The sequence below is a fragment of the Immundisolibacter sp. genome (genome assembly GCF_050250495.1).
Taxonomy (GTDB): domain Bacteria; phylum Pseudomonadota; class Gammaproteobacteria; order Immundisolibacterales; family Immundisolibacteraceae; genus Immundisolibacter.
In genome coordinates this window covers 279820-306650 of sequence record NZ_JBFWOM010000001.1, presented here as the reverse complement: position 1 = coordinate 306650, position 26831 = coordinate 279820, and the positions used below count along the sequence as shown (strand labels likewise).

Annotated in this window: 28 protein-coding genes; 13 read left to right on the top strand and 15 right to left on the bottom strand. The window is 70.4% G+C overall.

The window, feature by feature from the left end:
* Window positions 1–387: lysophospholipid acyltransferase family protein (locus AB7F93_RS01485; protein WP_428301103.1), on the top strand; the 387-nt coding region annotated here is incomplete at its 5' end.
* Between the two features lie 47 nt (window positions 388–434).
* Here AB7F93_RS01485 and AB7F93_RS01480 read toward each other — a convergent pair.
* Window positions 435–1739 carry a GGDEF domain-containing protein gene (locus tag AB7F93_RS01480; protein ID WP_428301102.1) on the bottom strand — a complete coding sequence of 435 codons (1305 nt, stop codon included), beginning with the start codon at window positions 1737–1739 and terminating at the stop codon, window positions 435–437.
* A 187-nt stretch (window positions 1740–1926) separates the two neighbouring features.
* Here AB7F93_RS01480 and AB7F93_RS01475 point away from each other — a divergent pair, with 187 nt between their 5' ends.
* The 6 genes from AB7F93_RS01475 to purT all read left to right on the top strand — a co-directional run bounded on the left by AB7F93_RS01475 (window position 1927) and on the right by purT (window position 8299).
* Window positions 1927–3063 (top strand): 3-deoxy-7-phosphoheptulonate synthase, encoded by a 1137-nt coding sequence (locus AB7F93_RS01475; RefSeq protein ID WP_428301101.1) that lies wholly within the window; start codon window positions 1927–1929, stop codon window positions 3061–3063.
* 71 nt (window positions 3064–3134) lie between these two features.
* Window positions 3135–4748, top strand: a complete 1614-nt coding sequence (locus tag AB7F93_RS01470) for an acyl-CoA dehydrogenase family protein (protein ID WP_428301100.1) — start codon at window positions 3135–3137, stop codon at window positions 4746–4748.
* The gene (locus tag AB7F93_RS01465; RefSeq protein WP_428301099.1) at window positions 4745–5926 is read left to right on the top strand and encodes a CaiB/BaiF CoA transferase family protein; all 1182 of its coding nucleotides are present in this window, start codon (window positions 4745–4747) and stop codon (window positions 5924–5926) included. Before AB7F93_RS01470 ends, AB7F93_RS01465 begins: the two co-directional genes overlap by 4 nt.
* A gap of 41 nt (window positions 5927–5967) precedes the next feature.
* Window positions 5968–6372 (top strand): MbcA/ParS/Xre antitoxin family protein, encoded by a 405-nt coding sequence (locus AB7F93_RS01460; RefSeq protein WP_428301098.1) that lies wholly within the window; start codon window positions 5968–5970, stop codon window positions 6370–6372.
* Entirely contained in the window at window positions 6332–7063 is a 732-nt protein-coding gene (locus tag AB7F93_RS01455) for an RES family NAD+ phosphorylase (protein WP_428301097.1), read from the top strand. The genes AB7F93_RS01460 and AB7F93_RS01455 overlap by 41 nt, the downstream gene beginning before the upstream one ends.
* Before the next feature lie 36 nt (window positions 7064–7099).
* Window positions 7100–8299 (top strand): formate-dependent phosphoribosylglycinamide formyltransferase, encoded by a 1200-nt coding sequence (purT, locus tag AB7F93_RS01450; RefSeq protein ID WP_428301096.1) that lies wholly within the window; start codon window positions 7100–7102, stop codon window positions 8297–8299.
* Window positions 8300–8342: 43 nt separating this feature from the next.
* Here purT and ubiG read toward each other — a convergent pair whose 3' ends face one another.
* From ubiG to AB7F93_RS01415, 7 genes are all read right to left on the bottom strand, one after another.
* Complete coding sequence (ubiG, locus tag AB7F93_RS01445; RefSeq protein WP_428301095.1) at window positions 8343–9038, bottom strand: bifunctional 2-polyprenyl-6-hydroxyphenol methylase/3-demethylubiquinol 3-O-methyltransferase UbiG; 696 nt, start codon at window positions 9036–9038, stop codon at window positions 8343–8345.
* A gap of 11 nt (window positions 9039–9049) precedes the next feature.
* The gene (gene hemH, locus AB7F93_RS01440) at window positions 9050–10024 is read right to left on the bottom strand and encodes a ferrochelatase (RefSeq protein ID WP_428301094.1); all 975 of its coding nucleotides are present in this window, start codon (window positions 10022–10024) and stop codon (window positions 9050–9052) included.
* Window positions 10025–10067: 43 nt separating this feature from the next.
* The gene (locus AB7F93_RS01435; RefSeq protein WP_428301093.1) at window positions 10068–11090 is read right to left on the bottom strand and encodes a class I fructose-bisphosphate aldolase; all 1023 of its coding nucleotides are present in this window, start codon (window positions 11088–11090) and stop codon (window positions 10068–10070) included.
* A 131-nt stretch (window positions 11091–11221) separates the two neighbouring features.
* Window positions 11222–11887 (bottom strand): class I SAM-dependent methyltransferase, encoded by a 666-nt coding sequence (locus AB7F93_RS01430; protein ID WP_428301092.1) that lies wholly within the window; start codon window positions 11885–11887, stop codon window positions 11222–11224.
* 14 nt (window positions 11888–11901) lie between these two features.
* Window positions 11902–13059 carry a 12-oxophytodienoate reductase gene (locus AB7F93_RS01425; RefSeq protein WP_428301091.1) on the bottom strand — a complete coding sequence of 386 codons (1158 nt, stop codon included), beginning with the start codon at window positions 13057–13059 and terminating at the stop codon, window positions 11902–11904.
* Window positions 13060–13076: 17 nt separating this feature from the next.
* The gene (locus tag AB7F93_RS01420; RefSeq protein ID WP_428301090.1) at window positions 13077–13613 is read right to left on the bottom strand and encodes an aromatic-ring-hydroxylating dioxygenase subunit beta; all 537 of its coding nucleotides are present in this window, start codon (window positions 13611–13613) and stop codon (window positions 13077–13079) included.
* The gene (locus AB7F93_RS01415) at window positions 13606–14937 is read right to left on the bottom strand and encodes an aromatic ring-hydroxylating dioxygenase subunit alpha (RefSeq protein WP_428301089.1); all 1332 of its coding nucleotides are present in this window, start codon (window positions 14935–14937) and stop codon (window positions 13606–13608) included. The genes AB7F93_RS01420 and AB7F93_RS01415 overlap by 8 nt, the downstream gene beginning before the upstream one ends.
* 237 nt (window positions 14938–15174) lie before the next feature.
* On the opposite strand from AB7F93_RS01415, the gene AB7F93_RS01410 reads away from it, so the two are divergent.
* The gene (locus AB7F93_RS01410) at window positions 15175–15852 is read left to right on the top strand and encodes an FKBP-type peptidyl-prolyl cis-trans isomerase (RefSeq protein ID WP_428301088.1); all 678 of its coding nucleotides are present in this window, start codon (window positions 15175–15177) and stop codon (window positions 15850–15852) included.
* Window positions 15853–15918: 66 nt separating this feature from the next.
* Window positions 15919–16755: a 23S rRNA (adenine(2030)-N(6))-methyltransferase RlmJ gene (locus AB7F93_RS01405; protein ID WP_428301087.1), complete on the top strand. Its 837-nt coding sequence runs from the start codon at window positions 15919–15921 to the stop codon at window positions 16753–16755.
* A 7-nt stretch (window positions 16756–16762) separates the two neighbouring features.
* On the opposite strand, the gene AB7F93_RS01400 is transcribed toward AB7F93_RS01405, so the two are convergent.
* On the bottom strand, window positions 16763–17371 hold the full coding sequence (locus tag AB7F93_RS01400; RefSeq protein WP_428301086.1) for a glutathione S-transferase family protein: 609 nt from the start codon (window positions 17369–17371) through the stop codon (window positions 16763–16765).
* Window positions 17368–18408, bottom strand: coding sequence for an NADP(H)-dependent aldo-keto reductase (locus AB7F93_RS01395; RefSeq protein WP_428301085.1), 1041 nt, complete (start codon window positions 18406–18408; stop codon window positions 17368–17370). Before AB7F93_RS01395 ends, AB7F93_RS01400 begins: the two co-directional genes overlap by 4 nt.
* A gap of 168 nt (window positions 18409–18576) precedes the next feature.
* Between AB7F93_RS01395 and AB7F93_RS01390 the strand changes: the two genes are divergently transcribed.
* Complete coding sequence (locus AB7F93_RS01390; RefSeq protein WP_428301084.1) at window positions 18577–19854, top strand: O-acetylhomoserine aminocarboxypropyltransferase/cysteine synthase family protein; 1278 nt, start codon at window positions 18577–18579, stop codon at window positions 19852–19854.
* 55 nt (window positions 19855–19909) lie between these two features.
* Here AB7F93_RS01390 and AB7F93_RS01385 read toward each other — a convergent pair whose 3' ends face one another.
* Window positions 19910–21097 (bottom strand): class I SAM-dependent methyltransferase, encoded by a 1188-nt coding sequence (locus AB7F93_RS01385; RefSeq protein WP_428301083.1) that lies wholly within the window; start codon window positions 21095–21097, stop codon window positions 19910–19912.
* 178 nt (window positions 21098–21275) lie between these two features.
* On the opposite strand from AB7F93_RS01385, the gene AB7F93_RS01380 reads away from it, so the two are divergent.
* From AB7F93_RS01380 to AB7F93_RS01370, 3 genes are read left to right on the top strand one after another with little or no spacing between them, the layout of a single operon-like run.
* A complete protein-coding gene (locus tag AB7F93_RS01380; protein ID WP_428301082.1) occupies window positions 21276–21719 on the top strand; it encodes an NfeD family protein in 444 nt (147 codons plus the stop codon).
* A gap of 41 nt (window positions 21720–21760) precedes the next feature.
* Window positions 21761–22624 (top strand): SPFH domain-containing protein, encoded by an 864-nt coding sequence (locus tag AB7F93_RS01375; protein WP_428301081.1) that lies wholly within the window; start codon window positions 21761–21763, stop codon window positions 22622–22624.
* A 28-nt stretch (window positions 22625–22652) separates the two neighbouring features.
* Window positions 22653–23960: an MFS transporter gene (locus AB7F93_RS01370; protein WP_428301080.1), complete on the top strand. Its 1308-nt coding sequence runs from the start codon at window positions 22653–22655 to the stop codon at window positions 23958–23960.
* 90 nt (window positions 23961–24050) lie between these two features.
* Here AB7F93_RS01370 and AB7F93_RS01365 read toward each other — a convergent pair whose 3' ends face one another.
* The 4 genes from AB7F93_RS01365 to AB7F93_RS01350 form a co-directional block, all read right to left on the bottom strand.
* Window positions 24051–25025 (bottom strand): dihydrodipicolinate synthase family protein, encoded by a 975-nt coding sequence (locus AB7F93_RS01365; protein ID WP_428301079.1) that lies wholly within the window; start codon window positions 25023–25025, stop codon window positions 24051–24053.
* Window positions 25026–25107: 82 nt separating this feature from the next.
* Window positions 25108–25527, bottom strand: coding sequence for a DUF6691 family protein (locus AB7F93_RS01360; RefSeq protein WP_428301078.1), 420 nt, complete (start codon window positions 25525–25527; stop codon window positions 25108–25110).
* Window positions 25524–25955 carry a YeeE/YedE family protein gene (locus AB7F93_RS01355; RefSeq protein ID WP_428301077.1) on the bottom strand — a complete coding sequence of 144 codons (432 nt, stop codon included), beginning with the start codon at window positions 25953–25955 and terminating at the stop codon, window positions 25524–25526. Before AB7F93_RS01355 ends, AB7F93_RS01360 begins: the two co-directional genes overlap by 4 nt.
* 7 nt (window positions 25956–25962) lie before the next feature.
* A complete protein-coding gene (locus AB7F93_RS01350; RefSeq protein WP_428301076.1) occupies window positions 25963–26823 on the bottom strand; it encodes an MBL fold metallo-hydrolase in 861 nt (286 codons plus the stop codon).
* Window positions 26824–26831 lie beyond the last annotated feature (8 nt).

The window sequence follows — 26831 nt, the reverse complement described above, 5'->3', positions numbered from 1 at the left end:
CTGCCCATGGATGCCGAGCGGCGGGCGCTGTCGAGCCTCGCGCTGGGTCTTGCCGCGCTGCGCGCCGGCAATGCGCTGGTGTGGTTCCCGGAAGGCGCGCGCTCGCCGAGTGGCGCGCTGGAGGCGTTTCGGCCCGGTATCGGCCTGCTGCTGGAACATACCGACGCGCCGGTGGTGCCGGTGTACATCGAGGGCGCTTACCGTGCCTGGCCGCCGCAGCGGCGCTGGCCGCGGGCCGGGCGCATCACGGTGCATTTCGGCGCGCCGGTCGGGGCTGGCGCGTTGCTGGCGGGGGCGGGGGTCGGTGCGTCGCACGAGCGCGCGGCGCGCGCGCTGCGCGAGGCGGTGGCGGGGCTGATCCGTGAGCACCTCGCGGCCGGCGGCTGAGCGGGCCGCCGCCGGCCGGCCGGGCCGAGGATGACCCCCAGCCGGACTCAGGCGGCCTGACTCACCGACGGCACGCAGCGGTCGCGGCCCTGCGCCTTGGCGGCGTACAGCGCCGCATCGGTGCGCTCGAAGACCGCTTCGAGCGTGTCCTCGCCGCCGAAGGTGCCGACGCCACAGGAAATGGTCACCGGTACCCGCTCGCCGCGGCTGCGGAACGGCGCGGCCTTGATGGTCCGGCGCAGTTTTTCGGCGATCTGCAGCGCCGCGTCCTCGGCGGCGCCACTGAGCAGGATCACGAACTCCTCGCCGCCGTAGCGGGCCACGAAATCCGACGAGCGCAGCTGTTCCTGCAGCAGGCGCACCACTTCCTTGAGCACCTTGTCTCCGGCGGCATGGCCGAAGGAGTCGTTGATGCGCTTGAAGTGGTCGATGTCGCACACGATCATCGACAGCTTGCCGTTGTCGCTGCGCCAGCGGGCGACTTCGAGCGCTGCGCGGCGCTCGTAGGCGAGCCGGTTGTAGGCGCCGGTCAAGGGATCGCGCAGCGCCTCTTCGGTGGTGACGTCGAGCCGGCTGCGCAGGGTGACCGTCTCCGCGCTGAGCTGTGCAACCTGACCGCTGAGCGCGACCAGCGTTTCTTCCAGTCGACGCTGTTTCTCGTCGCCCGCCTCGTCCTGATCTTTCAGGTGGTCTTGCAGGTGTTCGAGGCGCTCGCCGATGAACGACTTGAGCTCCTCCAGGTCGTCCGTCTCAGTCGTAACGCTGCGCAACTGGATGAACTGCGCCTGTGTGACCTCGCGGGCGTGGGCGAGCTCGTCGCTGCCGCTGCGGCTAGCCGACTGCACGTGCGTGACGGCGTTTTCGAGCTGGACCAGGCGCCCGACGGTGGTCTTCAGGAAATCCTGCAACTCGCGGTGACGCTGCTCGCCATGCGCCTTTGCCTCGGCCATCAGGTGCAGGGTCTGGTCGACCAGATCGCGCCGCGGGGCGCCGCCGGTTCGGTCGATGGCCTGCTGAATGTCGCGCGCCAAGGGTTCGAGCGTGGTCGGGATCGACAGGTTGCGCAGGACGCCCTGAATCAGGACCGTCGCATCGCTGCCCGCCGCGCCAGGGCGCGCTGGGGGCAACGCCGTCGCGCCGGGGCGAGCCCGCTGCGCGCCGCGCGCGGTGAGTTCCGAAAGGGCTGTTGCCGCCTGACGCAGCGCCGCCTGCGACTGTCCATCACGGGCGGCGGTATCGAGCGCTGTCAGCGCGCCTGCAAGCTCCGGGTTGCAGGTGCCCGCCACCGCGCACAACTGCGTGATGATGTCTCGCAGCAGCGTTTCGGAAGCGGCGCGGGGTTCTTCGTTCATATGAGGCAACCGGCAGGATCGGGCAGCGGAGGAATTCTTGTTGCCCTATGTAACGCCGGCCGCGCGTAGAACTTTAGGCCAAGCGCGTTGTTTCACAGGGCGTGCTGCGATGCCTGTCCGCTTGGCCAAGGGCCCGCCCGCGCGGGTCATTACCATTGCGGCGTCTTTTACTGCCCGAGCCGTCGTCATGATCCTCATCCTGCAAGAGCACGTTCACCCCGGCACGCCGGCGTTTGACGCTGTGATGGACTACCTCGGCCGCCGCCCCGGCGTGAGCGCCCGCGTGCACGAGGTCAAGGGCGCGCAGCAGACGCTGACCGAGATTTACCTCATCGGCGACACCGCTACCCTGGATCGGGACGAGATCGCCGACCTGCCGGGCGTCGAACAGGTGGTGCGGGTGTCGCGCGAGTACCGCATCGTCGGTCGCCACCAGGATGACTTCCGGCCGAGCGGCTTCGAGTACAACGGCGTCGAGTTCACGCAGGACAGCTTCGAGCTGTTCCCCGGCCTGTGCGCGGTGGACAACCGAGAGCACGTGGACCGCACCTTCGCCGCCTTGCAGGCGCAGGGTCTGCGCTGCGCGCGCATGGGCGCCTACAAGCCGCGCACGAGCCCGTATGCCTTCCAGGGCCACGGCGCGGCGTGTCTGCCGTTCGTGTTCGAGTCGGCCGGCCGGCATGGCATCCGCGTGATCGCCATGGAGATCACGCACGAGAAGCACATCCAGGAAATCAACGACGTGCTGTCGGCCATCGGCCACCCGACCGGCGTGATGCTGCAGGTCGGCACGCGCAACACGCAGAACTTCGAGCTGCTGAAGGCCATCGGCCGCCAGCAGGAATTCCCGGTGCTGCTCAAGCGCGGCTTCGGCATCACGCTTGAGGAGTCCATCAACGCGGCCGAGTACCTGGCGAGCGAGGGCAACCAGCGGGTCGTGTTCTGCCTGCGCGGGGTGAAGACGAACCTCGGCGATCCGCACCGGAACCTGGTCGATTTCGCCCACGTGCCGGTGGTGCGGCGCCTGACGCGCATGCCGGTGGGCGTCGATCCATCTCACTCGGTCGGCCGCCGCGACCGCGGCCCGGACGGTATCGAGGACATCCAGCACGCCGCCGCGCAGGGCGTCGTCGCCGGCGCCAACCTGGTGCTGGTGGATTTCCACCCGGCGCCGGCCAAGGCGCTGGTGGACGGCCCGCAGGCGCTGCGCCTGGACGAGCTGCCGCTGTTCGTGGAGGACATGCAGATCGCGCGCGAGGCTTACCTCAAGCGCCGCGCGGCGCACGAGCGGGCGCGGCCGCCGGAGCCAACGGTCGCGCCCTGAGGGCCGATAATTCCTGCTCCATCGACCGCGCCACCCGGCGCGGCGCGACCAGTCACGGGGCAGGAGACGGCATGACGGCGGACCAGCAGGCGCAGGCGGCGCTGCACACCACGGCAGCGCTGCTGGCGCGGGTGCGGCAGACGCTCACCGAACGCACGGCGCTTGGGCGCGACATCGACGCGCATCAGGTGGCCGTGCGCCGCTACGCCGGGCTCGAAGCGCGTCTGAAGGCCGCGCAGGCGCTGGCGGCCGGGGCCGAACCCGAAACGGCAGCGCTGTTCGCGGCCCAGACAGCGCTCGATGCACTGCACACGCTGGAGCGCCACGGCGCCGATGTCGGCCTTGCGCCGGCCGCGCTTGCGGACGCGGTGCCGGCCGAACAGCGCGCCGCGTGGGCGGCGACCCTGTCCGAGGCTCGCTATCGCGCGCTCGCCGAGCGCGGCGCCGCGGATGGCTTCGTCAACCACGCCCCGATCGCCGGCGACGACGCCGACCTGCTGCTGGCGCTGCGCGACACGACGCGCCGCTTCGCCGCCGAGCGCGTGGCGCCGATCGCCCAGCGCATCCATCTCGACGACCTGCTGGTGCCGGAAGACCTCATCGCCGGCATGGCGGAGCTGGGTTTTTTCGGCATGTCCATCCCGGCCGAGTACGGCGGCACCGGCATGAGCAACCTCGCCATGGTGGTGGCCACCGAGGAACTGTCCGCCGCCTCGCTGCCGGCGGCGGGCAGCCTCATCACGCGCCCAGAGGTGCTGGCCAAGGCGCTGCTGGCGGGCGGCAGCGAGGCGCAGAAACACCGCTGGCTGGGGCCGGTGGCGCGCGGCGAACTCATGGTCGGCGTGGCCGTGACCGAGCCCGACACCGGCTCCGACGTCGCCGCGTTGCGCTGCCGGGCCACGCCCGCCGAGCAGGACGGTGTCGCCGGCTGGCGGATCGACGGCGCCAAGGCGTGGAGCACGTTTGCTGGCCGCGCCGACGTGCTGGCGCTGCTGGCGCGCACGGACGCTGATCTCACGGTCGGGCATCGCGGCCTGTCGCTGTTCATCGTCGAGAAGGAGCGCTGCCTCGGGCACGACTTCGATCTCGTGCAGCCGGGCGGCGGGCGGCTCACCGGCAAGGCCGACCGCACGCTGGGCTACCGGGGCATGCATTCGTTCACGCTGCAATTCGAGCGCTGGTTCGTGCCGGGCGACCGATTGCTCGGCGAGGCCGGGCGCGGCTTTTACTACCAGATGGCCGGCTTTTCCGCCGGGCGTTTGCAGACTGCCGGCCGCGCCACAGGTCTCGCACAGGCGAGTCTCGAAGCCGCCGGGCGTTATGCCGTGGACCGGCGCCAGTTCGGCCGCCCGATCGGCGAGTTCCAGAGTACGGCGTACGAACTCGGCGTGATGGCACTCAACACCGCCGCCGCGCGGGCGTTGACGCACGCGGCCGCGCGCGCCATGGATGCCGGTGCGCCGGATGCGGGTCTGCTCGCCGCCATGGCCAAGCTGTACGCCTGCCGCGTGGCGGTGGAGGTCTCGCAGCGCGCGCAGTTGCTGCACGGCGGCTGGGGCTATGCGGAGGAGTTCCCGGTCGCCCGCTACGTGGCGGACGCGCTGGTGCTGCCGATCTTCGAGGGCGTGGAGCCGATCCTGGAACTGAAGGTCATCGGCCGGCAGCTGCTCGGCGGTGGCGCGTGAGCCCGGGGGCGCTCGCGGGCCTTCGCGTGCTGGACCTCTCGCAGGTGCTGGCCGGTCCCTTCTGCACGCAGATGCTGGCCGACCACGGCGCCGAGGTGATCAAGATCGAGCCGCCGGAGGGCGACCCCGCGCGGCGCTTTGCGCCGTTTCGGCCGGACGATGCCGAACGCGCGTTCGGCGGGTATTTCCAGAGCATCAACCGCGGCAAGAAGAGCGTGGTGCTGGATCTGAAGTCCGCTGCGGACCGCGAGGCCTTCCTGCGGCTGGTCGACAGCGCCGACGTGCTGGTCGAGAACTACCGCGCCGGCGTCATGGAGCGCCTGGGTCTGGGCTACGAGACGCTCGCCGCGCGCAACCCGCGTCTGGTCTACGCCGCCATCCGTGGCTTCGGCGACCCGCGCACCGGCGCGAGTCCCTACACCGACTGGCCGGCCTTCGACGTGGTGGCGCAGGCGCTCGGCGGCATCATGGGCATCACCGGCCCCGCTGCCGACCAGCCGCTGAAGATCGGCCCCGGCGTTGGCGACACCGTGCCAGCGCTGATGCTGGCCTTCGGCATCCTCGCCGCCGTGCGCCACGCCGAGCGCACGGGGCAGGGGCAGTTCCTCGACATCGCCATGGTCGACGGCGTGCTCGCGCTGTGCGAGCGCCTGGTGCACCAGTACAGCTACGCGGACGAAGTCGCGCACCCGGAGGGCAACGGCCACCCCCTGCTGTGTCCGTTCGGGCTGTTCCGCGCCGCCGACGGCTGGGTGGCCATCGGCTGCCCGACGGACAAGTTCTGGGTGGAACTCGCCGCCGCCATCGGCCGGCCGGAACTCGGCGCCGATCCCGGCTGGGCGACCAACGCCGCGCGCCTGGCGCGCCGCCATGAAGTCACCGCGCTGATCGAGGGCTACACCCGTCAGCGCAGCAAGGCGGACCTGAAAGCCCTGTTCGGCGGCCGGGTGCCGTTCGGGCCGGTGCAGGACGCGGCGGAGATCTTTGCCGACCCGCACTTTGCCGCCCGCGGCATGCTGGTGGAGGTCGAACAACCCGGCAGCGCCACGCCGGTGACGATTGCCGGCGTGCCGGTGCACCTGTCCGCCACGCCCGGTGCCGTGCGCGGGCGGGCGCCGCGGCTGGGGGAGCACACGGCCGAGGTGTTGGGCGGGCTGATCGCCGATCCAAAGTTATAGACGCTTGCGGCGCGTCGATTTATTCAAGAGAATAATCCGGCATGAGTCTGCATGGAGTGTCGTCGATGGGTCAGGCGCTGGCAATTGCAAAGCCCGACGCCGGCCGTGTGCTGACGCAGGCGCTGGTCGAAGCGGCCGCGCGGCTCGGCATCGGCACGACGGAGCTGAAGGCCATCGTCGGGGTGAGCCAGCCGACCGCCTCGCGTCTGCTGCGGGGCGCGTATGAGCTTGCGCCGGGCAGCAAGCCGTTCGAGCTTGCGACGCATCTGCTGCGTCTGTACCGGTCGCTTGCCGCGCTGGTGGGTGGCGACGACGCGCTCGCCGCGCGCTGGCTGCGCAGCGCCAATCGCGCCTTCGACGACGCGCGGCCGATCGACGCCATCAAGCGCGTGGACGGCCTGCTGTATGCCTGCGAGTACCTGGACGCCCACCGCGCTCGCGTCTGAGGCCGGTCCCTGGGCCGGCAGCGGCTGGCGGGCGGTGGAGGCGCAGCACCAGGTGGCGACGCTGCGCCTGGCGCGCGGCGATCTCGCCGACCAGCAGCTGCTGGAAGACCTGCTCGACGCCGCCAAGCCGCCGCCACCGGCGACGGACCTGCACTGGCTGCTGGCGACACCGTTCCGATACCGTCCGCCGGCGGGCGGCTCGCGCTTTCGTGCCCGCACCGACCCCGGCGTGTTCTACGGCGCCGAAGACCGCCCGGCCGCGTGTGCTGAGGCGGGCTACTGGCGGTTGCGGTTTTTCAGCGACAGCGCCGGGCTGGCCGAGGTCTCGGCCACGGTGCCGCTGACGCTGTTCGAGTTCCACGGCGCGAGCGCGCGGGCGCTGGACCTCACAGCGCCGAGGTTCGACGTCGCGCGGGCGGCGCTGGAGCACCCGGCCGACTACGCGGCGGCGCAGGCCCTGGCGCAGCAGGCGCGCGCGGCTGAGGTCGAGCTGATCCGCTACGGATCCGCGCGGCTTGCCGGTGGCGTGTGTCTTGCACTGCTGACGCCGGCGCCGTTCGCCGCCGTGGCGCGGCCCTACCGCGGCGTGAACCAGACCTGGCAGCTCACGCTGCTGCCGCCGGGGCGGGTGGTGTGGCAGCGCGAGCTGCACGCGGAGCGCTGGGAGTTCCGCTACGCGGCGGCGGCTTGAGACAATGCCGGTCCCGCCACGCCACCGGACACCGTCATGCAGCTAGGCACGCCGCTCGCCGCCAACGCCACGCGCGTGATGCTGCTGGGCGCAGGCGAACTGGGCAAGGAAGTCATCATTGCGTTGCAGCGCCTGGGCGTGGAAACGATCGCCGTCGACCGCTACCCGAACGCGCCGGGCCACCAGCTGGCGCACCGCGCGCACGTGATCGACATGACCGACGGCGCGGCGCTGCGGGCGCTGGTCGAGGCCGAGCGCCCGGCGCTGATCGTGCCGGAGATCGAGGCCATCGCCACCGACGCGCTGCTCGCCATCGAGGCCGACGGTCTCGCCGAGGTGATCCCGACCGCGCGCGCCGCCCAGCTCACCATGAACCGCGAGGGCATCCGGCGCCTGGCGGCCGAGGAACTCGGCCTGCCGACCTCGCGCTACGCATTCGCGAGCAGCCTGGACGACCTGCGTGCTGCGGCCGCCGACGTCGGCTTTCCGTGCTTCGTGAAGCCGGTGATGTCGTCCTCCGGCAAGGGGCAGTCGCGCGTCAGCGACGCCGGCGGCATCGAGCGTGCGTGGCAGTACGCGCTGGACGCCGGGCGCGTGCGCGAGGCGCGCGTTATCGTCGAGGCGCAGGTACCGTTCGACTACGAAATCACGCTGCTCACGGTGCGCAGCCGCGGTGTCTATGGCGACATCGAGACGGCGTTCTGCCCGCCGATCGGCCACCGTCAGGTGCAGGGCGATTACGTCGAAAGCTGGCAGCCGCAGCCGATGAGCGAGGCGGCCCTCGGGCGCGCGCGGGACATCGCCGGGCGCATCACGGCGGCGCTCGGCGGGCGCGGCATTTTTGGCGTCGAGCTGTTCGTGTGCGGGGACGAGGTGTGGTTCAGCGAGGTCAGCCCGCGGCCGCACGACACCGGCCTCGTGACGCTCGCCAGCCAGCGGCTGTCGGAGTTCGAACTGCACGCGCGCGCAATTCTCGGGCTGCCGGTGGAGGTGGACCTCGAAACCCCGGCGGCGAGCGCCGTGATCTACGGGCAGATCGAGGCCACCGGCATTGCCTTTGCCGGTGTCGACGAGGCGCTGCGGATTCCGGGTACGGACCTGCGGCTGTTCGGCAAGCCGCAGGCGTTTGCCCGGCGGCGCATGGGCGTGGCGCTGGCGCGGGCGGAAGACATCGAATCGGCCCGCCAGCGTGCGCGCGATGCCGCATCCCGCGTGCGGCCGCTAAGGTCGGCCTGAGTCTGTCGGCGAGGGTTGAGCGTGGCGCTGGCCGGCAGGCTCGCTACTTGCGCGCCGCCAGCAGGTAATTGACGTCCGCCGCCCGGCGCAGACTGGCGCCGCGCGTCAGCGGGTTGTAGTCAAGCCCGCTCACGTCCACCACGTCGAGGCCGGCCGCCCGGCACAGGCCGCCGAGCTCGGCCGGGCGCAGGAAGCGCGCGTAATCGTGCGTGCCGCGCGGCAGCAGGCGCAGCGCGTACTCGGCCGCCAGCACCGCCTGCGCCCAGGCCTTGGGCGTGCGGCTGAGGGTGGAGAAGAACACCCAGCCGCCCGGCGCCACGAGATCCGCGCAGGCCTGCACCAGCGCCGCCGGATCGGGCACGTGCTCCAGCAGTTCCATGCAGGTGACGACGGCGTACCGGCCGGCCGATTCGGCCGCCAGATCCGCCGCGGAGATTTCGCGATAGTCGATGGCCGCGCCGGATTCGGCCGCGTGCTCGCGCGCCGCCGCCAACGCGTCCGGCGCCAGGTCGATGCCGGTCACCTCGGCCCCGGCGCGGGCCAACGCCTCGCTCAGTACGCCACCACCGCAGCCGACATCCACCACCCGCGCACCGGCCAGACGGACGTGCCAGGCGACCCAGGCCAGACGCACCGGATTGATCTCGTGCAGCGTGCGCAGCGGTCCCGTGGCGTCCCACCAGCGGCCGGCGTGGGCGTCGAACTTGGCGGTCTCCACCGGGTCGACATTGGCGTGCATGGCGGACTCCGTCATTGGCTTGGCAACCGCAACCGGGCGCGCACCAGCCCGGCGAGCGCGTCCAGCCAGAACGGGCTGTCATTGAGGCAGGCAATGTAGCGGAACTCGCCCCCGCCGGCGCCCTGGAAGGTGTGCCGGCCGCCGATGGCAATTTCCTCCAGCGTCTCCAGGCAATCCGCGACGAAGCCCGGGCAGATCACGTCGATCCGTCCCAGGCGCCGCTGGCCCCAGTCGCGCAGCACGGCATCGGTGGCGGGTTCCAGCCAGCGCGCGCGCCCGAAGCGGGACTGGAACGTGAGTTGCCAGTCGTCGGCGCCCAGCTCCAGCGTTTGGGCGAGGAGTTGCGCCGTGCGCCGGCACTGTTCGGCATAAGGATCGCCGCGGTCGACGTTGCGCTGCGGCAGGCCGTGGAAGGACATCAGCAGCCGCTCGCCGCGGCCGTGCGCCGCCCAGTGCGCGTGCACGGTGGACGCAAGCGCCGCGATGTAGCCGGGGTGGTCGCAGAAATCGGCGACGAAATCGACGCTTGGCAGGTGCATGGCCGGGCGCAGCGCCGCCGCCAGCGCATCGAACACCGCCCCCTGCGTGCTGGCCGAGTGCTGCGGGAACATCGGCAGCACCAGGATCCGCGTGCAGCCGGCGAGTTCGGCCAGGCCATCCGCTAGCGAGGGCGCGCCGTAGGTCATGGCATACGCCACGGCCAGATCCTGACCCGCCAGGCGCTCGGCCAGACCCTGCGCCTGCTGGCGGGTGTTGACCACCAGCGGCGCGCCGTCGGGCGTCCAGATGGATTGGTACAGCCGCGCCGAGCGGCGCGGGCGGGTGGTGAGCACGATGCCGCGCAGGATCGGCTGCCACAGCAGCGCCGGCAGGTTAACGACGCGCCGGTCGCTCAGGAACTGCTTCAAGTACCGGCGCACCGCCCGCGCCGTGGGCGCGGCCGGGCTGCCGAGGTTGACCAGCAGCACGCCGGCCCGATCGCTCATGGGCGCGCAGTGCCTTTCGGCGATCGGCCGGCGCGTGACCGTCTCAGGCCGCCTGCTCCAGCTTGGCCTCGTACTCGCCGCGGCAGGCGGCGCCGTTCAGCAGCGCGCGCTTTTGCAGCGCCTTCTGACCGGCGGCGATGTTGTCCTTCTTGCCGCCCCAGGCCTTCAGCGAGGGCGCCTGCAGCGCGCGGCCGTAGGAGAAGCTGAAGGTCCACGGGTGGTGCGCCGACAGGCGGTTGATGGCGTCAAGATTCGCCGTCGCTTCGGCGTCGCCCTGGCCACCGGACAGGAACATGATGCCCGGCACCGCTGCCGGCACCGTGCGGCTGAAACAGCGCACCGTGGCCGCGGCGACCTGCTGCGCGCTCGCCTGCACCGCGCATTCCTTGCCGGAGATGACCATGTTCGGCTTCAGCACCATCAGCTCCAGCGCCACGCCCTCGGCGGCCAGCGCGGCGAACACGGCGTTCAGCACGGCGGTGGTCACTTCCTCGCAGCGCTCGATCGTGTGCGCGCCGTCCATCAGCACCTCGGGCTCGACGATCGGCACCAGACCCGACTGCTGCGTGATGGCGGCATAGCGGGCAAGACCCTGCGCGTTCAGCAGCATGTTGCGCGTGGACGGCAGGTGGTCGCTGATGCTGTACACGGCGCGCCACTTGGCGAAGCGCGCGCCGAGCTGGTAGTACTCCTCGTAGCGCCTGGCGAGGCCGTCGAAGCCCTCGGTCAGCTTCTCGGCGCTGCCGGGCGCCATGGCGATCGTGCCCTTGTCCACCTTGATGCCGGGCACTATGCCCTTGGCCTGAAGAATGCCGGCCAGCGTGCGGCCGTCGTCGGTGCTCTGGCGCAGCGTCTCGTCGTACAGGATCACGCCCGAGATGGCCTGCTCAAGACCGTCGGTGGTGAACAGCATCTGCCGGTAGTCGCGGCGGTTGGTTTCGGTGGATTCAAGGCCGATGCTGTCGAAGCGCTTCTTGATGGTGCCGCTGCTCTCGTCCGCCGCCAGCAGGCCCTTGCCGCGGGCGGTCATGGCGCGGACGGTGGCTTCGAGTTCGGTGGTATTCATCGCACGGGCTCCTGGAACTGGACTTGGCTTGACGGAATCGGCCCCGAGGGGGCTCAGGGGCGCCGATTATAGGCGGCGCAACGTGTCTGGCCGTGGACGAAGGTCGCCTGCGCAGGCGGCCGGGATGCCGCTCAGGGGAGGCGTCCGGCCACGGCCAGGTGGCGGTCGGTCAGTTCCGTGACGGCCAGGCCGGCCAGGCCCGCGTCCCGCAACTGGTCACGCACTTCCTGCGCCGTGAAGGCGGCCCGCAGCGAGGCCTCGAAGTCGCGCCGCAGCACGGCCGGCTCGGGTGCGCTGTGAGTTTCAACACGCTGGCGCAGGCTGATCTCGTCGGCCGGCCGGCGAAGATCGGTCACGTACACGAAGGCACCCGGCGCGGCCGCGGCGCACAGCACGCGCCACAGCACCTGCGGGTTGTGCAGGTGATGCAGCAGGCTGTTGCTGAGGATGACCGCGTAGTCCGTGCCCGGCAGCGAGTCCTGCGGCAGCACCGCCCGGTGCAGAACGACGCGTTGTTCGAGCCCGGCATCGGCGACGCGCGCACGGCCAAGCGCCAGCATGGCCTCCGCGCCGTCCACGCCGTCGATGTGCCAGCCCGGGAAGGCGCGCGCGAAGCGCACGGTCACATCGGCCGGCCCGCAGCCAAGATCGAGCACGCGCGCCGTGGCTGGCAGGTCGGGCAGCAGGCGGCGCGCCTGATCGACCAGAAACTGGTGCGGCGCCGAGAAGTCCGCTTCGGCATAGGCCGCCGCCTGCCCGGCGGCGTCCATGAGTTCCGGCTCCGGGACGCGCCGCATGGGCAATCGGCGCGTCAGACCAGCTCGCCCAGCATCTCGCGCCGGAACGGCGTCAGCGTCCGCCAGTCGCCGGCGCGCACCTTGGCCGTCCAGTCCGGGTTGGCGAGCATGGCGCGGCCGACGGCGATGAGATCCGCATCGCCGTCTTGCAGTGCCTGGGCGGCTTCGGCGGGATCCGTGAGCTGGCTCTCCACGCCCATCAGCGACTCGCCAACGCCGGTGCTGTAGGTGACGCCGCCGGCGGCGCTGACCGGCAGGCCCGACAGCGCGCGCACGTGCCAGGCGAGGCTGCGCTGGGCGGGGTCGGCGTCGGGCGCGAAGGCCGGCACGCCGATGCGGTAGGCGGCCACGTGGTAGCCATCGATGCCGGCCGTGCGCAGCGTCGCCAGCGTGGCGGCCAGGTCCGTGGGCTCCCGCCAGGTCTGCCAGGCGAAGTCGTTGACGGCGAACTGCGACAAACCCATCAGCAGCGGATAGCCGGCGCCGACCTCGTGCCGCGCCGCGGCCACGATGCCGGCCGCAAAGCGTGCCCGCGCGAAGGCGTCGCCGTTGTAGTCGTCGCTGCGCTGGTTGCTGTCGGCGTTGAAGAACTCGTGCAGCAAGTAGCCGCTCGCGCCGTGGAACAGCACGCCGTCGAAACCGGCGCGCTTCGCCCGGCCGGCCGCCGCGGCGAAGGCAGCCGTGACGCTTGCGATGTCCGCCGCGTCCATGGCCTTGGGTTCCACGTACGCCAGATGCCCGTCGAAGGTGCCGGGGTCGGCCGCGTCCACGTACACTCCGGCCGCCGTGAGCGCGCTCGGCGCCAGCGGCTGCGCGCCGCCGGTGGCGCGCGGGTGCGACAGCCGCCCGCAGTGCCACAGCTGCACCATGATGCGCCCGCCGGCCGCGTGCACGGCGTCGGTCACCTGCCGCCAGGCCGCTTCCTGCGCGTCGTTGCACAGGCCGGGCACACCGAGATACCCGCGCGCCGGGCCCATGTCCACCACCGTGCCCTCGGTGAAGATGAGGCCGGTGCCGGCCGCCGCGCGGGCCGCGTAGTAGAGCACCACGTCCGGCCCCGGCACGCCGGCGTCGCCGCTGAACGAGCGCGTCATGGGCGACATCGCCACCCGGTTGGGCAGCGCGAGGCCGCCGACGCGGACCGGTTGGAACAGGGCATCGACAGGGTTCATGGGGTCGCTCGGGTGGGTCAGAAAAACATCGACAGGTTCGGCGCCAGCACGGTGGCCTGGTCCAGGTGAATGGTGCGGCGGGCGATCACAAAGCCGTAGTCGTTCGGTGCCCGGCGCAGCGTGTCGAGCCGCTCGCCGAAGAACAGGTCCACGTCCCGCTCCAGGCGGTTGCGGTGCAGCGCAAAGTAGCTGCGCACGGCGTACTCGCCGCCGGGCAGCTCGGCGATGCGGACGTTGCTGACCAGATGTCGGGTGCGCGAGGGCGGCTCCTCGGCCCAGGCGAGGCCCGTATTCAGGCGCCGCACACGCACCACCATCGAGGGCTTGTCCTCGTCGAACAGCGCCACCTCGTCCGGGGCGGAGATTTCCATGTCGCGCTCGCGGCGCTGCATGGTTCGGCGCGTCGGCATGAAATAGTGCAGGTCGTCCGCCAGCAGCGTGAGCCAGGTGTCGAATTCACGCGCGTCCAGCAGCGCCGCCTCGGCGTACAGGAACTGCTCGATTTCCTGTTGCAGTCCCGGCGCCACGCGCGCCGGCAGGAAGGCCTCAGCCATGGCTCGCCACCTCACCGAGACCGCGCGGGGCGAGGTCCGCCCAGCTGGTGGCGCCCATCACCTCGGCCCACCGGCGGTACATGCCACGCGCGGCGAGCTCGCCGTACACGTAACCGATGCGACCCGGCAGGTCCGGATCGTCACTGCGGTCCATGCCAAGCCCCATCTGCACGTTGAACGGCTGCTGGCGCGCCATGTGGCCGCGCAGGACCTTCTGGATCTCGGTCCAGTTCTCGCCGTCGTCCTGCTCCAGGATGCCGCCCGGCGAGAAGGTGCGCAGCACCGCCTTGCGGTAGGCCTCCTTCACCTCGGCCGGCGCCGCCCGGTCGACCAGCGTCCAGGCCCAGATTTCGATTTCGTCCGGCCCGCGCGGGTGCCACACGCGCAGCGTGTTGATGCCGGGCAGGAACGACAGCGTCGGGAACACCGTCATGTGCGCGCCGTTCATGCGCACGGCGCGCGTGTCGCCCAGGCGCTCGCGCACCGCCGAGGCGCCGCTTTGCATGTAGTAGCCGGCGGCGGTCTCGCCGAGCAGCGGGAACAGGAACTCGGGCGTGTCCATGAAAAAACCGGTGCCGTGGCCGAGCGCGGAACTGAACTGCTTGCCCTGCATCGGCCAGCCGGCCTGGGGCGGGTCGATGCCCGGCGGCAGGCTCGCGATCACCGGCGAGGAGTGGCTGAACGGCGCGTGGTACATGTCCGAGCAGAACTGCTCGGCGGCGAACTTCCAGTTGCAGCGGATCACCCACTTGTGCACGCCGCCGATGGCCTCGGTGCCGCCCGGCATGCGGTCCAGAAACAGGTCCACGTACCAGGCCATGTCGCCGAGGTACTGCGCCACCGGCGGCACGTCCGCGTCCCAGCAGCCGAACACGAGGCCCTTGTAGACCTCCACGCGCGGCACCTGGCGCGGGCTCCAATGCTTCTTGTCGACGCTGCCGTAGGCTTCCTTCTCGAACGGCACGTCCACCAGCTGGCCGGCCGTGTCGTAGGCCCAGCCGTGGTACGAGCAGGTGAAGGCCCGCGCGTTGCCGGCGTCGGCCCGGCACAGGCGCATGCCGCGGTGGCGGCACTGGTTCAGGAAGGCGCGGATCGAGCCGTCCTTCTGGCGCACCACCAGCACCGGGTCTTCCGCCATGTAGGTGGCGAAGAAATCGCCCGGCTGCTGCAATTGGCTCTCGTGCGCCAGGAACAGCCAGCAGCGCGTGAACACACGCTCCAGCTCCTGCTGGTAAATGTCGCGGTCCTGAAAGATGCGCGGGCTCAGCAGGCCGTGGTCGGCATCGACCAGGGCCGCCAGATCGGCGGGCGAGAATGCGCTCATGAGGCTCCCTCCTCGTGGGTTTTTTCGTGCGGCGGAGTGTCCGCTCGCGGATGTCGAACCGCCCGCGCCGCCGCGCGGGATCCCATCCGCCCGACCTTCGCCTTTGCGCCCGGACTTCAAGCTGAAGCGACCGGCTTATAGCCTGTGCCGATGGTCCCAAGCAAGGCCCAGTGTGGGATCATGGCGCGCCTTTCTTTGCGGCCCCGTGCTGCGCCCACTCCCTGACCCGAGAACCCCATGCTTCGCACCGTGCTGCCGGTGGCTGTCGCCGCCCTCCTGTCCACTGCCGCCACCGCGGCGACCCTGACCACCGACGAGCAGAAGGCGGCTTACGCCATCGGCTATCAGTTCGGCGCCAACGCCAAGCGCGACGGCCTGCCGCTGGACGCCACCGCGGCCGCGGACGGCCTGAAGGACGCCCTGGCGGGCAACAAGCCGGCCGCCGAGCCCGCGGCACTGCAAGCGGCACTCGACAAGCTGCGGACAGACATGGAAGGCAAGGCCAAGGCGGCCGGCGACAAGAACGCCAAGGACGGTGACGCGTTTCGCGCCACGTACGCCAAGAACAAGGGCGTGAAGAAGACCGAGTCCGGCCTGCTGTACGAGGTGCTGACCGCCGGCAGCGGCGCCAAGCCCAAGGCCACCGACACCGTGAAGGTCAACTACAAGGGCACGCTGCCAGACGGCACCGAGTTCGACAGTTCCTACAAGCGCGGCGAGCCGGTGAGCTTCCAGGTCAACCAGATCATCCCCGGCTGGCAGGAAGCGCTGGTGATGATGCCCAAGGGCTCGAAGTGGAAGGTCGTGCTGCCGCCGGAGCTCGGCTATGGCGCCCAGGGCGCCGGCCGCGCCATCGGCCCCAACCAGACGCTGGTGTTCGAGATCGAGCTGCTCGACATCGCGGCTGCCAAGTAACCGGCAGCGTCTTCAAGCGGGGCCGGCCACCGGCCCCGCCGCGGCCATCCGGCCCGAGATCGCCCCATGAATTACCGCCACGCCTTCCACGCCGGCAACTTCGCCGACGTGGTGAAGCACGTGTGCCTGGTGGCGCTGCTGCGCGGCCTCACGCGCAAGGACAGCGCGTGGTTTTATCTGGACACGCACGCCGGCGCCGGTGACTACGACCTCACCGCCACGCCGGCGCAGAAGACCGGCGAGTACCGTGACGGTATCGCGCGCCTGCTGAGTGCGCCGGGTCCGTTGCCGGCGGCGCTTGCCGATTACCTCGGCGTGATCCGGCCGCTGCTCGGCGACGGTGATAGTCCGCGCCGCTATCCCGGCTCGCCGCTGATCGCCGCCGCGCTGGGCCGCCCGCAGGATCGGCTGGTTGCCTGCGAACTGAATCCCCTCGAATTCGAGGCGCTGCAAGCGGCCTGCGGCGGCGCGGTCCACGTGCAGCGGACGGACGGCTACCAGGCGCTGAAGGCGCTGCTGCCGCCGCGTGAGCGCCGCGGGCTCACGCTGATCGACCCGCCCTACGAACGGCCGGACGAGTTCACGCGCCTGGCGGGGGAACTGGTCGCCGCCCACCGGCGCTTTGCGACCGGCGTGTACGCGCTGTGGTATCCGCTGAAGGACGAGGCGCCGGTGGCCGGCCTCAAGCGCGCGCTGAAGGCCGCCGGCCTGCGGCGCCTGCTGGTGACCGAACTGCGCCTCACGCCGCTGCCGACGGGCGGCATGCTGCACGGCTGCGGCGTGCTGGTGCTGAACCCGCCGTGGGGGTTCGCCGAGCAGATGAAGGCCGCGCTGCCGGCGTTGGCAAGAATCCTTTCCCCCGACACGGGCACGGCGACGGTCGACTGGCTGGTGCCGGAATAAGCCCGCCTCAGCCCGGCAGTGCGTCGGCCCGCCAGCCGGGACGGGCGGCGCAGGTCTCGACCCAGCTGTGCAGGGCCGCGAACGGCCCAAGGCCGAAGCCCGCCAGCAGCAGATAGTCCACGCTGGTGAAGATGGCGATGTCGGCCAGCGTGGGCTGTTGTCCGCACACGAACGGCGCGGCCTTCAGCTCCATGTCGAGCTCCGGCAGGATCAGGCCGAGCAGGCGCTCGGCCTCGGCGCAGGCCGCCTCGTCTGCCCGGCCTGGCTTGAAGCGCCGCTCGCGCGCCAGTTGTGCGGCCAGCCGGCCGAGCCGCAGCGCCTGCCAGTCGAGCCACTGGTCAACCTTGGCGCGCGCCTGCGGCTCGGCCGGATACCAGACATCCCCGCCGTGCGTGGTGGCCAAGTACCGCACGATGGCGTGCGCCTCGCCCAGGATGAAGCCGTCGGCGTCGATCATCGGCACCTTGCAGGCGGCGTTCAGCGCCTCCGGCAGGTAGTCGCCGGCCTCGGCCTGCTTGACCTCGATGAAGCGGTGCTCGATGCCGAGCTCCGCGCACAGGATGCGCACCTCGCGGGTCGGCGCGGACCACGGGTGGCCGTACAGATCAATCGTCATGGGCAGGGATTCGGTTGCGCGGCGTGCACCGCTTCGATGGCCGCGACCACCGCGTCCGGGAGTGTCAGGTCCGCCGCGTCGAGGTTGGTCCTGAGCTGGTCTGGCGTGGTGGCGCCGACGATGGCGCTGGTCAGGAACGGCTGGCGCAGCAGGAAGGCGAGCGCCATCTGGGGCAGGTTCAAGCCGTGCTGCTCGGCAATCTGCGCGTAGGTTTCCACCGCCGCCTCGCCGGCCGGCGTGCTGTAGCGCTTGAAGCGGTCAAAGCGCGTCAGGCGCCCTTCCGGCGGCCGCGCGCCGTGGCGGTACTTGCCCGTCAGCGCGCCCATGCCGAGCGGCGAGTAGGCGAGCAGGCCGAGGTCCTCGCGCAGCGCGATTTCGGCAAGGCCGATCTCGAACACCCGGTTCAGCAGGCTGTACGGGTTCTGGATGGACGCCACGCGCGGCAGCCCGCGCTGCTCGGCGAGTGCGAGATAGCGCATCGCGCCCCACGGCGTCTCGTTGCTGATGCCGACCGCGCGGACCTTGCCGGCGCGCACGAGATCGGCCAGCGCGGCGAGCGTGGCCTCGATCGGCACCTCGTCCGGGTAGGGCTGGTGCTGGTAGCCCAGGCGGCCGAAGAAGTTGGTGCTGCGATCCGGCCAGTGCACCTGGTAGAGGTCGATGTAGTCGGTCTGCAAGCGCCGCAGGCTGGCATCGACAGCCGCCTCGATGTTGCGCCGGTCGGGGTGGATGGCAAACGGCCGCGCGTAGGCGAGCTCGGTCGAGCGCCCGGCCACCTTGGTGGCGATGACGACCCGGTCGCGCCTGCCGCGCGCCTTGAGCCACGAGCCGATGTACGCCTCCGTCAGGCCCTGCGTGTGCTGCCGCGGCGGGACGGGATACATCTCCGCCGTGTCGATGAAGTTGATGCCGCGGCCGACGGCGTAATCGAGCTGGGCGTGCGCCTCGGCCTCGCTGTTCTGCTCGCCGAAGGTCATGGTGCCGAGGCACAAACGGCTCACCGTGATGCCGGTGCGGCCGAGCGCGGTGGTCTGCATGGCGGTCTCCGGGGCGCAAAAAGGCCGATGGTATAGTCCGCCGCCCTCGCGCCGGTAACCGTGTCGGGACGCCGAAAAATTCCTGCCACGGAATTTTTCCGGCCCGCTGCGTTGCGGCCCTGGCCCGCGACGCAGCGGGCGCCTGCCAGTCAGTTGGAGTCTAGGCCCATGGAACTCGAAACCCTGTCCATCCACGGCGGCTACCAGCCGGACCCGACCACCAAGTCGGTGGCGGTGCCCATCTACCAGACGGTTTCCTACGCCTTCGACAGCGCCCAGCACGGCGCGGATCTGTTTGATCTGAAGGTCGCGGGCAACATCTACACCCGCATCATGAACCCGACCAACGACGTGCTGGAGCAGCGCGTCGCGGCGCTCGAAGGCGGTGTCGCCGCGCTGGCGCTGGCATCCGGCTCGGCCGCCATCACCTACACGGTGATGAACCTGGCGCGGGTCGGCGACAACATCGTGTCGACCAAGAAGCTGTACGGCGGCACCTACAACCTGTTCGCCCACACGCTGCCGCAGTTCGGCATCGAGACCCGCTTCGTCGACCACGACAATCTCGACGAGCTCAAGGCTGCCATCGACGCTAGAACCAAGCTCGTGTTCTGCGAGACCATCGGCAACCCGGCCGGCCACGTGCCGGATCTGGCCGGTATCGCCGCCGTGGCGCACGCCGCCGGCGTGCCGTTGGCGGTGGACAGCACGGTCGCGACGCCGGCCCTGTGCCGGCCGATCGAGCACGGCGCCGACATCGTCATCCACTCGCTGACCAAGTACATGGGCGGCCACGGCACGAGCCTTGGCGGCATCATCGTCGATTCCGGCAAGTTCCCGTGGGGCCAGCACGCCGAGCGCTTCCCGCAGTTCAGCACACCCGATCCGTCCTACCACGGCGTGGTGATGACGGACGCCTTCGGTCCGGCGGCCTTCATCGCCCGCACGCGCGTGGTGCCGCTGCGCAACATGGGTGCGCAGATGGCGCCGATGAACGCCTTTCTCATCATGCAGGGCATCGAGACGCTGTCGCTGCGCATGGACCGCCACTGCGAGAACACGCAGAAGGTGGCCGAGTACCTGAAGGCCCACCCGCAGGTGAGCTGGGTGTCCTACGCCGGGCTGCCGGAGCACCCGGATCACGCGCAGGCGAACAAGTACCTTGGCGGGCGCGCGTCCGGCATCCTGTCGTTCGGCGTCAAGGGCGGCTACGACGCCGGGGTGAAGTTCCTGGACGCGCTGAAGCTGGTGACGCGCCTGGTGAACATCGGCGACGCCAAGTCGCTCGCCACGCACCCGGCCTCGACCACGCACCGGCAGCTGAACGCGCAGGAACTGGCCGCCGCCGGCGTGCTGCCGGACATGGTGCGCCTGTCGATCGGCATCGAGAACGTGGCCGACATCCTGGCGGACGTCGAGCAGGCGCTCGCCGCCAGCGCAGGCTGAACATCCGCCCGCACCCGCAGCGGGGCGCTGCGGGTGATGCGCCGTTAAACCGTGCCTAGATCGCCCGCTGCCGGTACAGATAGTCCCGCGTCAGCGGCACGGCCTGGTGATCCAGCGCCAGCTGCACCTGCGCCACGGCCAGCGAGCCGGTCGCAAACGCCGCCTCGGACGCCGCAAGATAAAACTCCCACATACGGGCAAAGCGCTCGCCCATGCGTTCGGCGATCGGCGCCCGGTGCTGCTGAAAGCGCGCCTGCCATGCGTTCAGCGTCAGCGCGTAGTGCTGGCGCAGCAGTTCCACGTCGATGACCTTGAGCGGGCTGTGCTCGACGCCGTTCATGACTTCGGACAGCGCCGGGTTGTAGCCGCCGGGGAAGATGTAGCGCCGCACCCACGGATTGGTGACGCCGGGTGGCCCCAGGCGGCAGATGCTGTGCAGCAGCGCTACGCCACCGCGCTCCAGACCCTGCGCCACGCGGCGAAAGAAAGTTGCGTAGTACGGCCGCCCGACGTGCTCGAACATGCCGACGCTGACGATGCGGTCGTAGCGGCCCTCATGCTCGCGGTAGTCCTGCAGGATGAAGCGCGCCCGATCGGCCAGACCCCGTTCGGCTGCGGTGCGCTCGGCCACCTCGCGCTGGCGGATGGATAGTGTCAGGCCCGTCACCGTCACGTTGTGATGCTGGGCGAGGTGCAGCGCGAGACTGCCCCAGCCGCAGCCGATGTCGAGCACCCGCATACCGGGCATGAGGCGCAGCTTGGCGGCGATGTGCTCGGCCTTGGCGCGCTGCGCCGCTTCCAGGTCGAGGCCCGGCGCCGCGAAATAGGCGCACGAGTAATACATCTCGGCGTCCAGAAAACGCCGGAACAGCCACTCGTCGAGGTCATAGTGGTGCGCCACGTTGCGGTAGCTGGCGCGCACGCGATTCCACTGCTGCCACAGCAGCGCCGGCAGTCGTGCGAGGCGCCCGCCGTGGCCGGCGAGCTCGCTGGCGTTTCGCATCAGCAGCGTGAGCAGCTCGGCCAGGTGGCCCGGCTCGGCCTGCCAGTCGCCGCGCGTGTAGCTTTCGCCAAGTTCGATGTCGGGATCGGCCAGGATGCGCCGCAGCGTTCGCAGGCCCGCCAGACGCCAGCTCGCGAAGGGCAGGCCGTCGCCGAAGCGTTGGTGAATGCCGTCGGCGGTTTCAAGATCAAGCGTGCCGGCGTGAATCAGCCGGCCTAGCACTGCAAGTTCCCGCTTCATGGGCGACCTCCTTTGCGCTACCGCGCAGGCCAGATCCACGTCAGGCGACTGTGCGCCCTCCACGTCGGTGTTCGACAGCAGGGCAGCGGCAGCATTCAAGTGAACCCGCCGCGACCGGTCAAGTGGGCGGGGAGGGCGCACGGTATGATGCCGCCCGATCTCGGCCTGGGAGGACGCGATGCTGTATTGGCACTGGCTGGCGCTCGGCATGGCGCTGCTGCTCGCCGAGCTGTTTCTGGCGAGCTTCTTCGTGTTCTGGTTTGGCCTCGGTGCGCTGGCGGTGGGTGGCGTGCTGTGGTTCGCGCCCGGGCTGGACATCACCTGGCAGCTGCTCGGCTGGACCGTGTCGTCGGGCCTGCTCACATTCGCCTGGTTCCGCTACCTGCGCCCGCTGATGAAGGACCGCACCCAGGCCGGCAATGCCCGCGCCGCGGCCATCGGCGAGGCCGGCCGCGTGCTGCGCGCGCCGCACGGCGACAAGCGCGGTGTGGTGCGTTTCACCACCCCGCTGCTCGGCGACGACGAGTGGGAATTCATCTGCACCACGCCGGTGGCGACCGGCGACCGGGTGTACGTGAAGGAGTTCTCCGGCAACACGCTGATCGTCGAAACGCGCGACTGAGTCACTGCCTGCCCCTGAAGCCCCAACCGCGGAGCCCATCCATGCCCGGTCTAGTCGTTACCCTGTTCCTGTTCGCGCTGGTGGTCGTCACCATCGGCCTTGGCGTGCGCATCGTGCCGCAGGGCAGCAAGCACGTGGTGCAGCGCCTCGGCAAGTACCACAACACGCTGAACCCGGGCCTGAATCTGATCATCCCGTACATCGACACGGTGGCCTACAAGGTGACCACCAAGGACATCGTGATGGACATTCCCTCGCAGGAAGTCATCACCCGCGACAACGCGGTGATCATTGCCAATGCGCTCGCATACATCAACATCGTGTCGCCGGAGAAGGCCGTCTACGGGGTCGAGAGCTACATCTTCGCCATCCAGAGCCTGGTGCAAACCTCCTTGCGCTCGATCGTCGGCGAGATGGATCTGGACGATGCCCTGTCGTCGCGCGAGACGATCAAGGCAAAGTTGAAAGCCGCCATTTCGGACGACATCGCCGATTGGGGCATCACCCTCAAGACGGTGGAAATCCAGGACATCAAGCCCTCGCCCACCATGCAGCACGCGATGGAAGAGCAGGCCGCGGCCGAGCGCGCGCGCCGCGCCACCGTGACCCGCGCCGAGGGCGACAAGAGCGCCGCCATCCTGCAGGCCGACGGCCGCCTCGAAGCCTCCCGCCGCGACGCCGAAGCGCAGGTGGTGCTGGCCGAGGCGAGCCAGGCCGCCATCCGCAAGGTGGCCGAGGCCACAGCGGCCAACGAGCTGCCGGTGGTCTACCTGCTCGGCGAGAAGTACATCGAGGCCATGCGGGGACTCGCCGGCAGCCAGAACAGCAAGCTGGTGATCCTGCCGGCGGACCTGCCGGCGGCGGTGCGCGGGCTGATCAGCACGCTGACGCCGGGCGGCCGGTAAGTCCGGGTCGCCGCGCGTGGCCGGTGTGATGACGCAGGCCAGCGCCGTCGGCGAGTTGATCGACCAGCGGCCACTCGCGCCGGTGCAGTGGTGGGTGCTTGGCCTGTGCACGCTGGTGGTGCTGCTGGACGGCTTCGACGTGCAGGCGGCAGCCTTCACCGGTCCGGCACTCGCCGCCGCCTGGCAGCTCGACCGCGCGACTCTGGGGCCGGTGTTCGCAGCCGGCCTCGCCGGCATGGCGGTGGGCGCGCTGCTGATCGGTCCGCTCGGTGACCGCTACGGACGCCGCCCGGCGCTGCTGTTGAGCGTGGCGGCGTTTGGCAGTTGCACGCTGCTGACGGCCTGGACGCAGAACGTCGAGCAACTGGTCGGGATGCGCTTTCTGACCGGCGTCGGACTCGGCGGGGCGCTGCCCAACACCACAGCCCTGATCAGCGAATACGCGCCGCGCCGCCACCGCAACCTGTGCGTGGCGGTGACGTTTCTTGGCATCCCGCTCGGCGGCATCATCGGCGGGCTGCTGGCGTCCTGGCTGGTGCCCCGGTTTGGTTGGCCAGCCGTGTACGTGGCGGGCGGCCTCGCTCCGCTGGCGCTGCTGCCGCTGTTGTGGCGCGTGCTGCCGGAGTCGATCGGCTTTCTGCTCGCCCGCGGCGACACCGGCCAGGCGCTCGGCATCCTGCGCCGCATCGACCCGCAGGCGAGCCTGCCGGAAACGGCGGCGGACAGCTTGCCCAAGCCCGCCGAGTTTCCGGTGAAGGCGCTGTTCGAGCCGGGCTACGCCGGCGACACGCTCAAGCTGTGGGCGGCGTTCTTCGCCAACCTGATTGCGGTGTACTTCCTGATCAGCTGGATACCGAGCCTGGTGGTGGAGGCCGGCTTCGCGCTGCGCTACGCCACCTGGGCCACGGTGGCGCTGAACCTCGGCGGCGCCATCGGGCCGCTGATCCTGGCGCGCTTCACCGCCCGCCACGGCACGCGTCTTGTGCTGCCCGGCATCCTGCTGCTGGCGGCGGTGAGCGTGGTTGTCGCAGGACGCGTCGGGCAGTCGCTGCCGCTGTTGCTGGCGCTCGTGTTCTGCTGCGGGTTCTTCTCGTTCGGCGGGCAGATTGGTCTTAACACGCTGACGGCTTACATCTACCCGACCCGGGCGCGCTCCACGGGCGTGGGCTGGGCGCTCGGCATCGGTCGCATCGGCTCGATCCTGGGCCCGCTCGCCGGCGGCCTGTTGCTGCAGATGAAGCTCGGCCTGCCGAGCTATTTCCTCGCCTTCAGCACGCTGCTGGTGGCCGCAGCGGTGGCGACCTTCGCCATCCGGCGCCAGCAGCCGGCGGCCTGAGCCCGGAAAGCAAAAGCCCGGCGCGGGGCCGGGCTCGTGCTCCATCCCGTCGGGCGCGCGCTGCCCGACGGTCAGGTCAGGGGTAGCGGTTCAGCGGTACTTGCGCGCGCACAGTTCGCCCCAGGCCTTGCCGCTCGCCTCGCACAGGGCACGCCAGTCGTCCGGAATGTCCTCGTACGGCGCGCGGCACGGGCCGGCCTTGATGTAACCGGCGGCGTTGCAGCGGATCTTCTCCACCTGCACGTTGTACTTGGAGAATTCCTTGAAGTCCGGAATCGCGTTCGGCAGCTCGTGCAGGTCGTGCATGATCTCGCCCATGCGCGCCTTGTCGCCGGCTTCGAGTGCCCGCTGCAGGGCGACGATGGGCTCAGGTCCCATGGCGCAGCTGGTCGACCACATGCCCTTCAGGCGGTCGCCCACCATCTCGTAGGCCATCGGCACGGCGAAGTCGATCGGCAGGAACTGAACATGCGGCGCCGCGTCCATGCTGGCCGGCAGATCGATCAGCATGTTCTTCGGATCCAGCAGATTGCCGACGTACTTGCAGGTGACCACGGTCGGGCAGTGCTTGCCGACGCCGGCCCAGAACTCGACCGGGAAGGTGGACTTGAAGAACAGCGGATTGGCGTAAACCATCAGGCCCATGTCCGGCACGGCTTCCGCGAGGTCCGCATAGAACTTCACCGCATTGGTGATGGTCGGCGTCTGCCACAGCGGCAGGCCGACGAAGCCGCCCTCGGCGCCGAGTTCCCGGAACAGGCGCATCTGGCGCACCGTCTCCTTGGTGCCGAGCGTGGTGATGCCGGCGAATACCGGCACCCGGCCGCGGGCGACCTCGACGATGGTGCGCGTGAAGGCGAGCTTTTCTTCCAGCGTCAGCGCGGCGCACTCGCCGGTGGTGCCGTTGGCGGCGATCGAGCCGATGCCGGCAGCGATCAGCTGTTCGGTCATGCGCGCGGTTTCGTCGAGATCGACCGAATTCTCGTACTGCCAGCCGCCCTGACCTTCCTTGCACGGCGTCGGGATCATGGCGGACACGCCGCGGATATCGTCTTTGGTCAGCATCAGGGGCTCCTTGCGGGGTGGAAAGGGGGGAATGGTAGCCGCCGCACGAACTCAAGCGACAGCGCGTTGATGAGAGGGGCCGCTAGCGCCCGCCGTCGAGCCACGCCTTGCAGGCGAACGAGCCCACCAGCATGGCGACAACGAACAGCCACGGCTCGGCGGTGCCGAGCGTGAGCGCCACCAGCGCCGGGCCGGGGCAGTAGCCGGCGAGGCCCCAGCCGATGCCGAACAGCGCGGCGCCGCCAATCAGGCGGGCGTCGAGTTGGCGCTTGCCCGGCAGGTGAAACACCGTGTCCAGTCGAGGGCGCGTGCGCCGTGTGATCAACGGGAATGCGAGCGCCGTGACGCCCGCGCCGCCGCCCATCACCAGGACCAGGCTCGGATCCCAGGCGCCGGCGACGTCCAGAAACGCCAGCACCTTGTTCGGGTCGATCATCTGCGCGAGCGCAAGGCCGACGCCGAACAGCACGCCGCACAGCGCGGCCGCGATCACCCGGTTCATGGCTGCACTCCGAGCAGGTGGCGCAGCAGGTACACGGTGACCATGCCGCAGCCGACGAAGGTAATGGTCGCCACCAGCGAGCGCAGCGAGCGTCGGCCAAGACCGCACACGCCGTGGCCGCTGGTGCAGCCGCTGCCAAGACGGGTGCCGAAGCCGACCAGGAACCCCGCCGGCAGCAGCAGGTGCAGCGGGTAACCCTCGCGCGGCGTGAAGGCGTGCGGCGTTAGCCACCAGAACGCCGCGCCGCCGGCGAGCATGCCGACGATGAAAGCCACCCGCCAGGCGGTGTCGCCCCGGGTGCGCGCCAGCGCGCCGTTCAGGATGCCGCTGATGCCGGCGATGCGGCCGTTCAGGTACAGCAGCAGTACCGCGGAGAGGCCGATCAACAGGCCGCCGCCGAGCGCCGTGTACGGGGTGAAGTTGCTCATGCGGGTCTCACAGCACGTCGAGCGGCAGTTTCAGATAGGACACGCCGTTGTCCTCCGGTGGCGGTAGCGCGCCGGCGCGGATGTTGACCTGGATCGACGGCAGGATCAGCCGGGGCACGGCGAGCGTCGCGTCGCGCGCGGTGCGCATGGCGACGAACGCGTCGAGGGTCACGTCGTCGCGCAAGTGAATGTTGCCTGCCCGCTGGGCGGCGACGGTCGTCTCGCACTGCGCCTCGCGTCCCTGCGGCGGGTAGTCGTGGCACGCGAACATGCGCGTGGCGTCACCCAGCGCATACAGGCGCTGCACCGAGTGATACAGCGTGGTGGCGTCGCCACCCGGGAAGTCGCAGCGCGCGCTGCCGACGTCCGGCAGGAACAGCGTGTCGCCGATGAACACGGCATCGCCCACCTGGTAACTGACACTGTCGCTGGTGTGCCCGGGCGTGGCCAGCACGCGGATGGCGAGATCGCCGAGCGGCAGGCTGTCGCCGTCCTGCAGCAGACGATCGAACTGCGAGCCGTCAACCGCGAACTCTGAACCGAGATTGAAGATGCGGGCGAAGGTCTGCTGCACCGTGCAGATGCCGGCCCCCACGGCCAGTGGCGCGCCGAGCTGGGCCTTGAGGTAGGCGGCGGCCGTCAGGTGGTCGGCGTGGGCGTGGGTTTCAAGAATCCACGCGACGTCGAGATCCCGCTCACGGACCGCCTGCAGCAGGCGGTCGGCACCGCTGTGGCCGGTCCGGCCCGCGGCGACGTCGAAGTCCAGCACCGGGTCGATGACGGCCGCCTGCCGGCTGGCGGGGTCGATCACCAGATATGACCAGCTGCCGGTCGGGGGATCGAAAAACGACATGACATCGACGCTCATCTGCTTCT

Bases quoted from the DNA above. Each gene is read 5' to 3' on its own strand.
- hemH (WP_428301094.1), bottom strand. From the start codon at position 10,024: ATGAGCGATCGGGCCGGCGTGCTGCTGGTCAACCTCGGCAGCCCGGCC.
- AB7F93_RS01420 (WP_428301090.1), bottom strand. From the start codon at position 13,613: ATGGCTGAGGCCTTCCTGCCGGCGCGCGTGGCGCCGGGACTGCAACAG.
- AB7F93_RS01395 (WP_428301085.1), bottom strand. From the start codon at position 18,408: ATGCAGACCACCGCGCTCGGCCGCACCGGCATCACGGTGAGCCGTTTG.
- AB7F93_RS01380 (WP_428301082.1), top strand. From the start codon at position 21,276: ATGCTGTATTGGCACTGGCTGGCGCTCGGCATGGCGCTGCTGCTCGCC.
- AB7F93_RS01480 (WP_428301102.1), bottom strand. From the start codon at position 1,739: ATGAACGAAGAACCCCGCGCCGCTTCCGAAACGCTGCTGCGAGACATC.
- AB7F93_RS01370 (WP_428301080.1), top strand. From the start codon at position 22,653: ATGACGCAGGCCAGCGCCGTCGGCGAGTTGATCGACCAGCGGCCACTC.
- ubiG (WP_428301095.1), bottom strand. From the start codon at position 9,038: ATGCACGCCAATGTCGACCCGGTGGAGACCGCCAAGTTCGACGCCCAC.
- AB7F93_RS01475 (WP_428301101.1), top strand. From the start codon at position 1,927: ATGATCCTCATCCTGCAAGAGCACGTTCACCCCGGCACGCCGGCGTTT.
- AB7F93_RS01375 (WP_428301081.1), top strand. From the start codon at position 21,761: ATGCCCGGTCTAGTCGTTACCCTGTTCCTGTTCGCGCTGGTGGTCGTC.
- AB7F93_RS01470 (WP_428301100.1), top strand. From the start codon at position 3,135: ATGACGGCGGACCAGCAGGCGCAGGCGGCGCTGCACACCACGGCAGCG.
- AB7F93_RS01415 (WP_428301089.1), bottom strand. From the start codon at position 14,937: ATGAGCGCATTCTCGCCCGCCGATCTGGCGGCCCTGGTCGATGCCGAC.
- AB7F93_RS01385 (WP_428301083.1), bottom strand. From the start codon at position 21,097: ATGAAGCGGGAACTTGCAGTGCTAGGCCGGCTGATTCACGCCGGCACG.
- AB7F93_RS01355 (WP_428301077.1), bottom strand. From the start codon at position 25,955: ATGAGCAACTTCACCCCGTACACGGCGCTCGGCGGCGGCCTGTTGATC.
- AB7F93_RS01435 (WP_428301093.1), bottom strand. From the start codon at position 11,090: ATGAATACCACCGAACTCGAAGCCACCGTCCGCGCCATGACCGCCCGC.
- AB7F93_RS01455 (WP_428301097.1), top strand. From the start codon at position 6,332: ATGCCTGCGAGTACCTGGACGCCCACCGCGCTCGCGTCTGAGGCCGGT.
- AB7F93_RS01430 (WP_428301092.1), bottom strand. From the start codon at position 11,887: ATGCGGCGCGTCCCGGAGCCGGAACTCATGGACGCCGCCGGGCAGGCG.
- AB7F93_RS01405 (WP_428301087.1), top strand. From the start codon at position 15,919: ATGAATTACCGCCACGCCTTCCACGCCGGCAACTTCGCCGACGTGGTG.
- AB7F93_RS01460 (WP_428301098.1), top strand. From the start codon at position 5,968: ATGAGTCTGCATGGAGTGTCGTCGATGGGTCAGGCGCTGGCAATTGCA.
- AB7F93_RS01410 (WP_428301088.1), top strand. From the start codon at position 15,175: ATGCTTCGCACCGTGCTGCCGGTGGCTGTCGCCGCCCTCCTGTCCACT.
- AB7F93_RS01425 (WP_428301091.1), bottom strand. From the start codon at position 13,059: ATGAACCCTGTCGATGCCCTGTTCCAACCGGTCCGCGTCGGCGGCCTC.
- AB7F93_RS01400 (WP_428301086.1), bottom strand. From the start codon at position 17,371: ATGACGATTGATCTGTACGGCCACCCGTGGTCCGCGCCGACCCGCGAG.
- AB7F93_RS01360 (WP_428301078.1), bottom strand. From the start codon at position 25,527: ATGAACCGGGTGATCGCGGCCGCGCTGTGCGGCGTGCTGTTCGGCGTC.
- AB7F93_RS01365 (WP_428301079.1), bottom strand. From the start codon at position 25,025: ATGCTGACCAAAGACGATATCCGCGGCGTGTCCGCCATGATCCCGACG.
- AB7F93_RS01350 (WP_428301076.1), bottom strand. From the start codon at position 26,823: ATGAGCGTCGATGTCATGTCGTTTTTCGATCCCCCGACCGGCAGCTGG.
- AB7F93_RS01390 (WP_428301084.1), top strand. From the start codon at position 18,577: ATGGAACTCGAAACCCTGTCCATCCACGGCGGCTACCAGCCGGACCCG.
- purT (WP_428301096.1), top strand. From the start codon at position 7,100: ATGCAGCTAGGCACGCCGCTCGCCGCCAACGCCACGCGCGTGATGCTG.